This is a genomic window from Pseudomonas fluorescens, assembly GCF_902497895.1.
In the GTDB taxonomy this organism is placed as follows: Bacteria; Pseudomonadota; Gammaproteobacteria; order Pseudomonadales; family Pseudomonadaceae; genus Aquipseudomonas; species Aquipseudomonas fluorescens_BP.
The window spans coordinates 1-12225 of the sequence record NZ_CABVHQ010000104.1 but is presented as its reverse complement, the minus strand read 5'-3'; the positions used below and the strand labels follow the sequence as shown (position 1 = coordinate 12225).

At 59.9% G+C, this 12225-nt stretch carries 11 protein-coding genes and 1 pseudogene; 7 read left to right on the top strand and 5 right to left on the bottom strand.

Going from position 1 to position 12225, the window contains the following annotated elements:
* Positions 1-30: 30 nt before the first annotated feature.
* A complete protein-coding gene (locus tag F8N21_RS28815) occupies positions 31-948 on the bottom strand; it encodes a LysR substrate-binding domain-containing protein (protein ID WP_150645367.1) in 918 nt (305 codons plus the stop codon).
* A 194-nt stretch (positions 949-1142) separates the two neighbouring features.
* On the opposite strand from F8N21_RS28815, the gene trhA reads away from it, so the two are divergent.
* Complete coding sequence (gene trhA / locus F8N21_RS28810) at positions 1143-1760, top strand: PAQR family membrane homeostasis protein TrhA (RefSeq protein ID WP_150645366.1); 618 nt, start codon at positions 1143-1145, stop codon at positions 1758-1760.
* A 118-nt stretch (positions 1761-1878) separates the two neighbouring features.
* Here the strand turns inward: trhA and F8N21_RS28805 are convergent, their stop codons facing one another.
* On the bottom strand, positions 1879-2793 hold the full coding sequence (locus tag F8N21_RS28805; protein ID WP_150645365.1) for a LysR family transcriptional regulator: 915 nt from the start codon (positions 2791-2793) through the stop codon (positions 1879-1881).
* 107 nt (positions 2794-2900) lie between these two features.
* Here F8N21_RS28805 and F8N21_RS28800 point away from each other — a divergent pair, with 107 nt between their 5' ends.
* From F8N21_RS28800 to F8N21_RS28790, 3 genes are read left to right on the top strand one after another with little or no spacing between them, the layout of a single operon-like run.
* Positions 2901-4142 carry a D-amino acid dehydrogenase gene (locus F8N21_RS28800; protein ID WP_150645364.1) on the top strand — a complete coding sequence of 414 codons (1242 nt, stop codon included), beginning with the start codon at positions 2901-2903 and terminating at the stop codon, positions 4140-4142.
* Between the two features lie 27 nt (positions 4143-4169).
* The gene (locus tag F8N21_RS28795) at positions 4170-4520 is read left to right on the top strand and encodes a RidA family protein (protein ID WP_150645363.1); all 351 of its coding nucleotides are present in this window, start codon (positions 4170-4172) and stop codon (positions 4518-4520) included.
* A gap of 27 nt (positions 4521-4547) precedes the next feature.
* Positions 4548-5447, top strand: a complete 900-nt coding sequence (locus tag F8N21_RS28790; RefSeq protein WP_150645362.1) for a transporter substrate-binding domain-containing protein — start codon at positions 4548-4550, stop codon at positions 5445-5447.
* A gap of 122 nt (positions 5448-5569) precedes the next feature.
* Here the strand turns inward: F8N21_RS28790 and F8N21_RS28785 are convergent, their stop codons facing one another.
* Complete coding sequence (locus F8N21_RS28785) at positions 5570-6289, bottom strand: 16S rRNA (uracil(1498)-N(3))-methyltransferase (protein WP_150645361.1); 720 nt, start codon at positions 6287-6289, stop codon at positions 5570-5572.
* A gap of 226 nt (positions 6290-6515) precedes the next feature.
* A complete protein-coding gene (locus F8N21_RS28780) occupies positions 6516-7922 on the bottom strand; it encodes an adenosylmethionine--8-amino-7-oxononanoate transaminase (protein WP_150645360.1) in 1407 nt (468 codons plus the stop codon).
* 223 nt (positions 7923-8145) lie between these two features.
* Here F8N21_RS28780 and F8N21_RS28775 point away from each other — a divergent pair, with 223 nt between their 5' ends.
* The 3 genes from F8N21_RS28775 (at position 8146) to F8N21_RS28765 (ending at position 11765) form a co-directional block, all read left to right on the top strand.
* Positions 8146-10014 (top strand): FAD-dependent oxidoreductase, encoded by a 1869-nt coding sequence (locus F8N21_RS28775; protein ID WP_150645359.1) that lies wholly within the window; start codon positions 8146-8148, stop codon positions 10012-10014.
* Positions 10015-10602: 588 nt separating this feature from the next.
* Positions 10603-11154: a cytochrome b gene (locus F8N21_RS28770; RefSeq protein WP_150645358.1), complete on the top strand. Its 552-nt coding sequence runs from the start codon at positions 10603-10605 to the stop codon at positions 11152-11154.
* Between the two features lie 32 nt (positions 11155-11186).
* Positions 11187-11765: a YceI family protein gene (locus F8N21_RS28765; protein ID WP_150645357.1), complete on the top strand. Its 579-nt coding sequence runs from the start codon at positions 11187-11189 to the stop codon at positions 11763-11765.
* 182 nt (positions 11766-11947) lie between these two features.
* On the opposite strand, the pseudogene F8N21_RS28760 reads toward F8N21_RS28765, so the two are convergent.
* Positions 11948-12225, bottom strand: a pseudogene (locus F8N21_RS28760) (DEAD/DEAH box helicase); the annotation flags it as partial.

Genomic DNA, 12225 nt, shown 5'->3' with positions numbered 1-12225 from the left:
GCTTGCTCGCGATGCAGGCGACGCGGTTTATCAAGAGGCATGCCGATGGGCATACATCCGACACTCCGCCAACAGCGCCAATAAATTCGGATCGCGCTCCTTGGCCTTGAGGAACACCACGCCAATATGCTGTTGCAGGCGATAGCGCGCCTGCAATGGAATCAGCTTCACCCGGTTCTCATACACCGCCGCAATCCGCCCCGGCAGCAAGGCATAACCGACCCCGGAACTGACCATGCTCAGCAGGGTGAAGATGTCGTTGACCTGCATCGCCACCTTCGGCTCGAAGCCTGCCTGCTGGAACACCCGATTACCGTCCTGGTGAGTGGCAAAGCCCTGGGTCAGGGTGATGAAGGTCTCGTTGCGCACATCGCTGAGATCGACTTCCGCTTGTTGCGCGAAGGGTGAATCGGCCGGTGTGGCGAGGAAGATATCGTCGGAGAACAGCGGGATCTGCTCGCAGTCCGGATCGTTCATGCTGTCGTCGAGGGACACCAGGATCGCGTCGACTTCCATGTTCTTGAGCTTGTACAGCAGATCGATATTCGAGCCGAGGATCAGGTCGATATTCAGTTCGCTGCGGCGGATTTTCAGACCCATAATCAGTTGCGGCACGGTCTTGACCGTCAGTGAATACAACGAGCCCAGTTTGAAACGCTCTGCGGAGAATCCAGCGGCTTCGCGGGTCAGACGCACGCTTTCGATCACGTCCTGGATCAGCTTCTGGGCGCGCTCTTCCAGCACATAGGCGCTTTCCAGTGGCGTCAGGTTGCGCCCCTCATGTTTGAACAGCGGGCAACGCAGGGCGCTTTCCAGGGAGTGGATGGCCCGATGCACGCTGACATTGCTGGTCTGCAACTCAACCGCTGCCCGCGCCAGGTTGCCGGTGCGCATAAAGGCCAGGAATATCTCGAGCTTTTTCAGGGTCAACTCTTCATCGATCAGCATGGCGCGGACTCTTATTTGAATGACTTGATTGTGCCCAACTGGCGAAAGCCTGGCTCGTGCTTTCGTAGGAGCTGCCGCAGGCTGCGATCTTTTGACGTTGTCCCTGACGCCGGAAGATCAAAAGATCGCAGCCTTCGGCAGCTCCTACGGGGAATGTGTGTATACGATGTGACGAGTTTCGAGGGGAGTGACGCATGTATCACGGGGAAAGATTGAACGCCTGGACGCATTTGGTGGGTGCGGTCGCGGCCTGTATCGGGGCGGTCTGGTTATTGGTGATTGCCAGTCTGGACGGCAGCCCCTGGAAGATTGTCAGCGTGGCGATTTATGGTTTCACCTTGCTGGTGCTGTACAGCGCTTCGACGGTGTATCACAGCGTGCAAGGGCGCAAGAAAACCATCATGCAAAAGGTCGATCATTTTTCGATCTATCTGCTGATCGCCGGGAGTTACACGCCGTTCTGTCTGGTTACCTTGCGTGGCCCGTGGGGCTGGACCTTGTTCGGGATTGTCTGGGGCCTGGCGATCATCGGCATCCTGCAGGAGATCAAGCCGCGTTCCGAGGCGCGGATTCTGTCGATCGTGATCTACGCGGTGATGGGCTGGATCGTGCTGGTGGCGGTCAAGCCGTTGCTGGCGGCGCTGGGCACTGCCGGTTTCGCCTGGCTGGCGTCGGGCGGGGTGTTGTACACCGTGGGCATTATTTTCTTCGCGCTCGACAACCGTCTGCGCCATGCCCATGGGATCTGGCACCTGTTCGTGATTGCCGGGAGTTTGCTGCATTTTGTGGCGATTCTGTTTTATGTGTTGTGAGAGAAAAGATCGCAGCCTGCGGCAGCTCCTACGCCGACCGCGTTTCTCCAATGTCATTGGCGAAACGCACATCCTGTAGGAGCTGCCGCAGGCTGCGATCTTGTAGCAGGCACCACGATCAACCCTTATCCATCAACCGATCCAACTGCTCCTGAGCCCGCCTGCTGAAAATCTCCAGCAGATTACTCAGGGTATGCGCAGGCGCTTCATCGGCGCGGGTCACGGCGTACAGACTGATCGGCAGCGCCGGAGCCAGCGGGCGGATGGCGGTGGTGGCGGGCGAGGCGCCGAGGGCGGTGAACGGGTCGATCACCGCCAGTCCGGCACCGGATTCGACCATGGCCCTGGCCAGTGAATAAGTCTGCACGGCAATGCTGACCCGCGGTGGCGGTTCGACGGCTTTCAGGTAGCTGTCGAGTTTCGCCGACAGTGGATCGGCACTGGACAAGCCAATCAACGGCGCACCCGCCAGCTCCATCAACGGCAATGGCCTGCCCTTGCTCTCGTCGGCCCAGTAATCGATGGGCGCCAACACCACCAACACGCTGTGGGCCAGCACCTGGGCTTTGAGCCCTGGGTGATCCGGCGGCTGCAGGCTGAGGGCGACATCAATCTCGCGCATCAACAGGTTCTGCACCAGTTCGCGACTGTGGGCGCTGGACAGCTCGCAGACAATGTTCGGGTAACGCCGGGTCCATTCGCTGATCGCCGGTGGCAGCAGGGACAAGGCCAGCGCCGGGGTGGCACCGATGCGCAAGTTGTGGCCCGGGTCGCGGCGCAGGCTCTGGGCCAGGCGTCGCACGCCTTGCAGGCTTTCGGTGACCTTGTCGACCTCGCGCTCCAGCTCCAGCGCCTCGGGCGTGGCTTGCAGTTTGCCGCGCACTCGCAGGAACAGCTTAAAACCAAGCTGCAGCTCGGCATGCTGCAGGACCTTGGTCACCGCCGGCTGCGAGACGTGCAGCAGTTGCGCCGCGCCGCTGACCGAGCCGGTCTGGCGGATGGCCTGAAAGATCTCGATATGTCGCAATCGCATGGCTAGCCCATAACCTTTGTTTATGGTTAGCCCATCTTTATTCATTGTTCCGCGCCTGTCACCTGGTCCTAATCTGAAGCTCGTTTCAATAGTGGCTAAGGACTGACATGGCTCAGCGGGTTTGCATCATCGGGGGTGGCGTGATTGGGTTGGCAACGGCCTACGCGCTGGTTCGCGACGGCTTTGACGTGACCCTGGTCGAGGCGCGGGACTCGTTGGGCAGCGAAACCAGTTTCGCCAATGGCGGCCAACTCTCTTATCGCTACGTCGCGCCGCTGGCGGATGCCGGGGTGCCCTTGCAGGCGATCGGCTGGATGTTGCGCGGTGATTCACCATTAAAGCTGCGCCCGCGTTTCGACCCGGCACAATGGCGCTGGATGGCGTCGTTCCTCGGCGCGTGCCGCAGCTCAGTGAACCGCCGCAATGCCGGCCATCTGTTGCGTCTGGCCTTATTGAGCCAGAGCACGCTGAAATGCTGGCGCGAAGAAGACCGGCTCGACGGATTCAACTGGCGGCGCAACGGCAAGCTGGTGACCTTTCGCACCTCGGGCAGTTTTGCCCATGCCCGGCACAACCTGGCCGATAGCCGTCACCAGCAAGTATTGTCTCAGGCCGACTGCGCACAGCTGGAGCCCACACTGGCCGAGACGCCCTTTGTCGGCGCGATCTACACCCCGGACGAAGAGGTCGGTGACTGTCACGCCTTCTGCCAGCAACTGGCGGCGAAGCTGAAAGCCTCCGGTCGCTGCGAGTTTTTGCTGGGCCGTACGGTGACGGGCATTCGTCATGGTAACGGCGCGGTGCACGCCATCGAATTGGCTGGCGAAGTCCTGCCGGTCGAGCAACTGGTGATCGCCGCCGGTCATCGCAGCCCGGCCCTGGCGCTGCCCGGTGTGCAAGTGCCGCTGTATCCGCTCAAGGGCTACAGCCTCACCGTGCCGATTGGCGCGCAGCATCGCGCGCCAGACATCAGCATCACCGATTACGACCGCAAGATGGTTTATGCCCGCATCGGTCAGCAGCTACGGATAGCGGCGATGGTGGACATCGTCGGTTTTGATCCGGCTGTTGATCCCAAGCGCCTGGCGCTGATGAAGCGCCAGGCCATCGCTACTTTTCCGAATGTCGGGGACTACGACGCAGCCATTGAGTGGGCCGGCATGCGCCCGGCCACCCCCAGCGGCGTGCCGCTGATCGGTGCCAGTGCCTATCGCAACCTCTGGCTCAACCTCGGCCATGGCGCCCTGGGCTTCACCTTGGCCAGTGGCAGCGCCCGGCTGCTCAGCGAGTTGATTGGCCAACGCCACACCTCGATCGACATGCAGGGCCTCGCGCCCCATGCCGCCTGACCCCTTATCAACCAGAAGGAAAATCCCATGACCATCAATCGAATCAACAGCAACAGCCGACTCTGCGCTGCCGTGACCTTCGGCGACCTGGTATTTCTTTCCGGCCAGGTCCCGGGCGCAAGCCCCGAGATTTCTGGCCAGACCCGCGAGGTGCTGGAGAAGATCGATCTCCTGTTGGCCGAGGCGGGCAGCGACAAGGATCATCTGCTCAGTGCGAGCATTTACCTGAAAGATATCCAGAATGATTTCGCCCCGATGAATGAGGTCTGGGCGGCCTGGTTATCGCCCGGCCAGGCGCCCACTCGCACGACGGTGCAAGCCGAACTGGCGCGGCCTGAAATCCTGGTGGAGATCACTGTCATCGCAACTCGCCGCTAATCCCCACACCCACAACGGAGAATAACAATGCAAAAAATCACGTTGATCGGCTGCACCCTGATTCTGCTCAGCACCCAACTACAGGCCAGCGAAACGCCGCTTGCGGGAACGCTGAACAAGATCGCCAATGCCAACAGCATCACGCTGGGCTACCGCGATGCGTCGGTGCCGTTTTCCTATGTGGGTGACAACTCCGGCCAGCCGATGGGGTATTCGGTGGACCTGGCGAACAAAGTCGTCGAGCGGATCAAGCACAAACTCGAGCTGCCGCAGCTCAAGGTGAAGTACAACCTGGTAACTTCGCAGACGCGCATCCCGCTGGTGCAGAACGGCACCGTCGACCTGGAATGCGGCTCCACCGGCGTTACCTCCGAGCGGCAGAAGCAGGTGGCGTTTTCCTATGGGTTTATCTATGTCAAAGGCCAACTGCTGACGGCCAAAGACAGTGGCATCAAGCGCTTTGCCGACTTGCGCGGCAAAAACGTGGTGACCACCGCCGGCACCACCAACGAACGTTTCCTCAAGAACTACAACGTCGAGCAAAAGATCGACATGTTCGTGATCAGCGCCAAGGATCACGGCGAAGCCTTCCAGATGCTGGAAACCGGCCGGGCCGCGGCGTTTTATATGGATGACGCGCTGTTGTATGGCGAGCGCGCCAAAGCCCGCGATCCGCATAAATGGGTGGTGGTAGGGGAAGAGCAGTCGCGGGAAATCTACAGCTGCATGGTGCGCAAGGATGATCCGCAGTTCCTGGCGTTGGTGAACGAAACGCTGGCGGATCTGTACCGCTCGGGTGAAATCAACGGCATTTACCAGCGCTGGTTCGAACAGCCAATCCCGCCCAAGGGCCTGAACCTGGAATTCCCGATGACCAGCGAACTGAAGGCAATCATCGCCAAGCCGGTGAGCGATCCGGTGCAATAACCCGACAAAAAGCTCGCAGGCTGCACCAACGGGATCAACCCGATGGCGAGCGGACGCAAATCCGTAGGAGCTGCCGCAGGCTGCGATCTTTTCCCGGCCACCACAAATCAACAAGGGTGCGGTTAGAAATCACCCCACAACTGCTGGGCCACCGCCAGCGCCACCACCGGCGCCGTCTCGGTCCGCAACACCCGCGGGCCGAGGCGGGCGGGCTGGAAACCGGCATCCTGAGCCTGATCGACTTCAGCGTCGGACAACCCGCCCTCAGGGCCGATCAGGAACGCCAGCGTCGCCGGTTTGGCATGGCTGACCAGCGGCTCCGCCACCGGGTGCAGCACCAGCTTCAATTCGGCTTCAGTCTGTTTCAGCCAATCGGCCAGCAACAGCGGTGGATGAATCACCGGCACCCGGGAACGCCCGCATTGCTCGCAGGCGCTGATGGCGACCTGGCGCCAGTGCATCCGGCGCTTGTCGGCGCGTTCGTCCTTGAGGCGAACTTCGCAGCGGTCGCTGAAGATCGGAGTGATCTCGGTAACGCCCAGTTCGGTGGCTTTCTGAATAGCCCAATCCATCCGCTCGCCACGGGACAAGCCCTGGCCCAGATGAATCTGCAGCGGCGATTCGATCTGCCCGGCGAAGGTTTCATCCAGCTGGACCACCACGCGCTTCTTGCCGACTTCCAGCAACTTGCCGCGAAACTCAAAGCCTGAGCCGTCGAACACCTGCAGCGCATCACCTTCGGCCATGCGCAGCACACGGCTGATGTAATGCGCCTGAGCCTCCGGCAGTTCGTGTTCGCCGAGGCTCAAGGGGGTGTCGATAAAGAAGCGGGACAGTCTCATTCTGGATCTCTGTTGAATATCTGATGTGGGCGAAGAACTTAATCTGGAATACATTCTGTGGCGAGGGGGTTTGCCCCCGCTCGGCTGCGAAGCAGTCGTAAAATCTGCCAATGCGTTTTATCTGTAGAAACGCATCAGCCGTTTTTTAGGGCCGCTTCGCGCCCCAGCGGGGGCAAACCCCCTCGCCACAGAAAGTCCCCTCTCCACAGGGGATCATCGCAGGACCTTAGCCCGGATCACGAAAATCCGGATGGAAATTCGCTGGTACCGCCACTTGGATGTCGCTGCGGGTGGCGATATCGATCCCTTCACTGGCCACTTCGGCCAGGAAGTCGATCTGTTCCGGGGTAATCACATAAGGCGGCAGGAAGTACACCACGCTGCCCAAAGGCCTGAGCAAGGCGCCACGCTCCAGTGCATGCTGGAACACCTTGAGCCCACGCCGCTCTTGCCACGGGTAAGCGGTCTTGCTGGCCTTGTCTTGAACCATTTCGATGGCCAGCACCATACCGGTCTGACGCACTTCCGCCACATGCGGGTGATCGACCAGATGCGCGGTGGACGTGGCCATACGCTGGGCGAGGGCCTTGTTGTTTTCGATTACGTTGTCCTGTTCGAAAATATCCAGGGTCGCCAGCGCCGCCGCACAGGCCAGCGGATTGCCGGTGTAGCTGTGGGAATGCAGGAACGCGCGCAGGGTCGGATAGTCGTCGTAGAAGGCGCTGTAGACATCCTCGGTGGTCACGCACGCGGCGAGCGGCAGGTAACCGCCGGTCAGGGCTTTGGACAGGCAGAGGAAGTCCGGGCGGATACCGGCCTGTTCACAGGCGAACATTGTGCCGGTACGGCCGAAGCCGACGGCGATTTCGTCGTGGATCAGGTGCACGCCGTAGCGGTCGCAGGCGGCGCGCAGCAGTTGCAGGTACACCGGGTGGTACATGCGCATACCGCCGGCGCCCTGGATCAGCGGCTCGACAATCACCGCCGCGACAGTGTCATGGTTCTCGGCCAGGGTCTGTTCCATGGCGACGAACATATTGCGCGAGTGTTCTTCCCAGCTCATGCCATCCGGGCGCAGGTAGCAGTCCGGGCTCGGCACTTTGATGGTGTCGAGCAACAGCGCCTTGTAGGTCTCGGTGAACAACGGCACATCACCCACCGACATCGCGGCCATGGTTTCGCCGTGGTAGCTGTTGGTCAGGGTGACGAAGCGCTTCTTGTTCGGCTGGCCACGGTTGAGCCAGTAGTGAAAGCTCATTTTCAGTGCGACTTCAATGCAGGACGAGCCGTTATCGGCGTAGAAGCATCGGGTCAGACCTTCCGGGGTTATCTTCACCAGACGTTCCGACAACTCGATCACCGGCTGATGGCTGAAGCCGGCCAGAATCACGTGCTCAAGCTGGTCGACCTGATCCTTGATCCGCTGATTGATCCGTGGATTGGCGTGGCCGAAGACGTTGACCCACCAGGAACTGACCGCATCGAGGTAGCGTTTGCCTTCGAAGTCTTCCAGCCACACGCCTTCGCCGCGCTTGATCGGGATCAGCGGCAGCTGTTCGTGATCTTTCATCTGGGTGCAGGGATGCCACAAAACCGCGAGATCGCGCTGCATCCACTGATTATTCAGGCCCATTTTCACTCTCCTCGAGGCGGTCCTCGACATGCGCGGACATACAATCGCGCAAGCCTATGCAATGCATGACGCCGGGACAACCCATTGTGTAGTTTCAGCTACTCTGAAGTGGGTAGAAGACGCCGCTGGCGGGCGTGTGATGCCTGACGTATTCTTCGCGGCTCTTTGAGTCGTCGGACTCGATAATCCGACACTTTTCTGGTTTTTTTCGGGAGTTCGCAGAATGTCTGCTGCTTGGCTGCGCGCCTGTGCGCTGGTGATAATAGGGCTGTTCAGCGTCTCGGCGCTGGCAAAGGACAAACAACCGACGGCGATCGTGATCGGTGGTGGATTGTCGGGCCTGACCGCGGCTTACGAGCTGCAGAACAAAGGCTGGCAGGTCACGCTGCTGGAAGCCAAGCCGGGCATGGGCGGGCGCTCGGGCATGGCCACCAGTGAATGGATCGGCAACAGCAAGACCCAGCCGGTCCTGAACAAGTATGTCGAGACCTTCAAGCTGGGCACTACGCCGGCACCGGAGTTCGTCCGTTCCCCCGGCTACCTGATCGACGGCACCTACTTCACCGTCGCCGATCTGGCGGTGAAACAGCCAGCGACCGCCGAGGCGCTCAAGCGCTACGAAACGACCCTGGACGATCTGGCGCGCTCAATCGATGACCCGCTGAATCCTGCTGCCAACAGCACACTGTTCGCGCTTGATCAGATCAACGTTGCCAATTGGCTGGATCGCCTGCAATTGCCGGTCACCGCGCGGCAGCTGGTCAATCAGCAGATTCGTAGCCGTTACGACGAACCGTCGCGCTTGTCGCTGTTGTACTTTGCACAACAGAGCCGAGTCTACCGGGGCATTGCCGATCGCGACCTGCGGGCTTCGCGTTTGCTCGGTGGCAGCCCGGTGCTGGCCCAGGCCTTCGTCAAAGAGCTGAAAACCATCAAGACCAGTTCGCCGGTTTCGGCGATTATCCAGGATAAGGATGGTGTTACGGTCAAGGTCGGTAGCGTTGGCTACCAGGCCGACTACGTGGTGCTGGCGGTACCGTTGCGGGCACTGAGCAAAATCCAGATGACCCCGTCCCTGGATGCTCTGCATCAGAAGGCAATCAAAGGCACCAATTACGGTTGGCGCGACCAGATCATGCTGAAGTTCAGCACCCCGGTCTGGGAAAGCAAGGCACGGATGTCCGGTGAGATTTTCAGCAACACTGGCCTGGGCATGCTGTGGGTTGAACCGGCCCTCAAAGGTGGCGCCAACGTAGTGATCAACCTGTCTGGCGACAACGCGCGGATCCTGCAGGCGTTCGGCGACAAGCAGATGGTCGATCAGGTGCTGATCCGTCTGCATGCGTTTTATCCACAGGCTCGTGGTGCGTTTACCGGCTATGAAATCCGTCGTTACAGTACTGACCCTTCGACTGGCGGTGCTTATCTGGCCTTCGGCCCCGGCCAGATCAGCAAGTACTGGCGCCTGTGGGAGCGTCCAATGCAACGCGTAGCCTTTGCCGGCGAGCATACCGACGCCTTGTACCCGGGCACTCTGGAAGGTGCCTTGCGCACGGGGCAGCGGGCGGCCAGCCAGGTTGAAGACCTGGCGGCAGGCAAATCCTTCGAACCGGCCAAAGTGCTGCCGGTGGCTGCGGTCGCCGCGGCTGGCGCAACGAAAGCCAGCCAGGGGAATTTCTTCTCCAATATGTTCGGTGGCTCGTCCGATAAAGCCGCCGAGAAGAAACCTGAGCCGGCAAAAGCCGACAGCAAAGCGCAAGAGGCCAAGCCTGGCTTCTTCTCGCGGATGTTCGGTGCGACGGAAAAGGTCCCGGCCAAACCGGCAGTACCTGCCCCGCAAGTCGCTCCAGTGCCAACTCCGGAGCCAGTTGCGCCCGCACCGGTTGAAGCGCCGAAACCTTTGCTTCCAGCGAAAGCCGAACCGGTGAAAAAAGCCCCGGCCAAGGCTCAGGCGGTGAAAAAACCGGTGGTGAAAAGCGAAGCCAAAAAAGCCCCGGCCAAACCGGTAGCGAAGAAAGCGCCTGCCACCGTGGAACCGGTCAAAAAGCTTGCTGCCAAACCTGCGGCAGCCACTGACGCCAAGGTGCAGTAACCCTCTCCAGGGCGCGGCGTCCAAGCCGCGCTCTTCTTGATCCAATCCCGATACAGAGCCGAGCATCGAACTTGTGGCGAGGGAGCTTGCCCCAATGCCAGTCAGTTAAGGCTGTATGCAAACCGTAGCAGCTGGCGAAGCCTGCGTTCGGCTGCGCAGCAGTCGTAAAATCAAGCGCCGCGGTATTTCAGACACACCGTGGAAGCAGGATTTACGGCTGCTGCGCAGCCGAACGCAGCCTTCGGCAGCTGCTACGAGGAATGGGCGGAGCCAGAAAATCCTTAACTGACCGGCATTGGGGCTTGCCCCCGCTCGGCTGCGGAGTAGTCGCAAACCTGCCAGCGCGGTATGTCTGGCAGAATCGGGTAGAGAGCTTCACGACCGCTGCGCGCCCCAGCGGGAGCAAGCTCCCTCGCCACAGGGTTTCACTAGGCTCTTTATCCCAGTCCTTCCTGGCCGTTAATCTTTCCTTAACCAGCTCACTTCAGACTCTTGATCGTATTTCTCGATATTTCAAAGCGAAAATTTGCGCTTTAAATCGATAGGTAAGTCGTTAGTCTTGGGCGCTGTTCTTACAGGATTTGGGCAATGCAGCTTCGTAACTCTTCCTCCCGCTACGGCTGGGTCAGCATTTTTTTGCACTGGGGCGTGGCACTCGCGGTCGTCGGTCTGTTTGCTCTTGGCTTGTGGATGGTCGGCCTCGACTACTACAGCACCTGGCGTAAAGACGCACCGGACCTGCACAAAAGCATCGGTCTGACGCTGTTCGCGATCATGTTGCTGCGGCTGCTGTGGCGCTTTGTCAATCCACCGCCGCCCGCACCGACCAGCCATGGGCGCTTGACCCGGCTCGGTGCCAGCTTCGGCCATGGCTTTCTCTATCTCAGTCTGTTCGCTGTGATGATTGCCGGTTACCTGATTTCCACCGCAGACGGTGTCGGGATTCCGGTGTTTGGCCTGTTTGAAGTCCCAGCTCTGGTTTCCGGACTACCGGACCAGGCAGATACGGCCGGGGTGATCCATTTGTGCCTGGCCTGGGCAGTGGTAATTTTTTCCGGTCTCCATGCGTTGGCAGCATTGAAGCACCACTTTATCGATCGTGACGTGACCCTGGCGCGAATGCTGGGGCGCAAAGCCTGATGATCAACCTCGACTCCAAAGGAATAGAAAACATGTTGAAAAAGACTCTCGCCGCTCTGGCAATCGGTTCTGCTCTGCTGTCCGCCGGTCAGGCGATGGCCGCGAACTACAAGATCGACAAGGAAGGCCAGCATGCCTTCGTCGAATGGAAAATCAGCCACTTGGGCTACAGCTTCATCTATGGCACTTTCAAGGATTGGGACGGCTCGTTCAGCTTCGATGCTGCCAAGCCAGAAGCCAGTAAAATTGATGTCGAGCTGAAAACTGCCAGCCTGTTTTCCAACCACGCAGAACGTGACAAGCATATTGCCAGCAAAGACTTCCTGGACGTAAGCAAATACCCGGAAGCCAAGTTCGTCTCCACCAGTGTCAAACCCACTGGCGAAAAAACCGCTGACGTGACCGGTGACCTGACCCTGCGCGGTGTGACCAAGCCGGTGGTGTTCAAGACCACCTTCATTGGCGAAGGCAAGGATCCATGGGGTGGCTACCGTGCCGGTTTTGCCGGTACTACTACCGTTCAGCTGAACGACTTCGGCATCAAGGGCCCAGGTGCTTCTTCGCAAACCCTGGACCTGAATATCTCGTTCGAAGGTGTTCAAACGAAATAATGTCGAGACCGTAGGAGCTGCCGCAGGCTGCGATCTTTTGATCTTTTTTCGTCCGGCCGGCCACCGCATTGATTCGCCGAAAAGATCGCAGGCTTCGCCAGCTCCTACACAAGCAGTTCGCCACACCAACAAAAAACGCCCCGGATCTTGCGATCAGGGGCGTTTTTTATTGCCGCGGTAAATCAGCGATTGCGGGTCAGCAATGCTGGTTTTTCACCACGTGGACGGCTTGGCAGTTGATCGAGCTGCTCAGGTGTCGGGAAGCGATCGCTTTTCGACTCCTTGTGCATGATCTTCGGCTGCTTGTCGCGTGGACCTTGAACGGCAGGTTCCTGGCGTACCGGCTGATCGTCACGCGCCGGACGGCGGTTGCGCGGCTCTTCGCGACGGGCCTGACCGTCGCGTGGAGCACCGTTGCGCGGACCACTGCGCTTGGCGGGCGGGGTGCCAGTGCTGGCGC

Excerpts from the sequence above, each read along its gene's own strand:
- F8N21_RS28815 (WP_150645367.1), bottom strand. The coding sequence starts at position 948 with ATGCTGATCGATGAAGAGTTGACCCTGAAAAAGCTCGAGATATTCCTG.
- trhA (WP_150645366.1), top strand. The coding sequence starts at position 1,143 with ATGTATCACGGGGAAAGATTGAACGCCTGGACGCATTTGGTGGGTGCG.
- F8N21_RS28805 (WP_150645365.1), bottom strand. The coding sequence starts at position 2,793 with ATGCGATTGCGACATATCGAGATCTTTCAGGCCATCCGCCAGACCGGC.
- F8N21_RS28800 (WP_150645364.1), top strand. The coding sequence starts at position 2,901 with ATGGCTCAGCGGGTTTGCATCATCGGGGGTGGCGTGATTGGGTTGGCA.
- F8N21_RS28795 (WP_150645363.1), top strand. The coding sequence starts at position 4,170 with ATGACCATCAATCGAATCAACAGCAACAGCCGACTCTGCGCTGCCGTG.
- F8N21_RS28790 (WP_150645362.1), top strand. The coding sequence starts at position 4,548 with ATGCAAAAAATCACGTTGATCGGCTGCACCCTGATTCTGCTCAGCACC.
- F8N21_RS28785 (WP_150645361.1), bottom strand. The coding sequence starts at position 6,289 with ATGAGACTGTCCCGCTTCTTTATCGACACCCCCTTGAGCCTCGGCGAA.
- F8N21_RS28780 (WP_150645360.1), bottom strand. The coding sequence starts at position 7,922 with ATGGGCCTGAATAATCAGTGGATGCAGCGCGATCTCGCGGTTTTGTGG.
- F8N21_RS28775 (WP_150645359.1), top strand. The coding sequence starts at position 8,146 with ATGTCTGCTGCTTGGCTGCGCGCCTGTGCGCTGGTGATAATAGGGCTG.
- F8N21_RS28770 (WP_150645358.1), top strand. The coding sequence starts at position 10,603 with ATGCAGCTTCGTAACTCTTCCTCCCGCTACGGCTGGGTCAGCATTTTT.
- F8N21_RS28765 (WP_150645357.1), top strand. The coding sequence starts at position 11,187 with ATGTTGAAAAAGACTCTCGCCGCTCTGGCAATCGGTTCTGCTCTGCTG.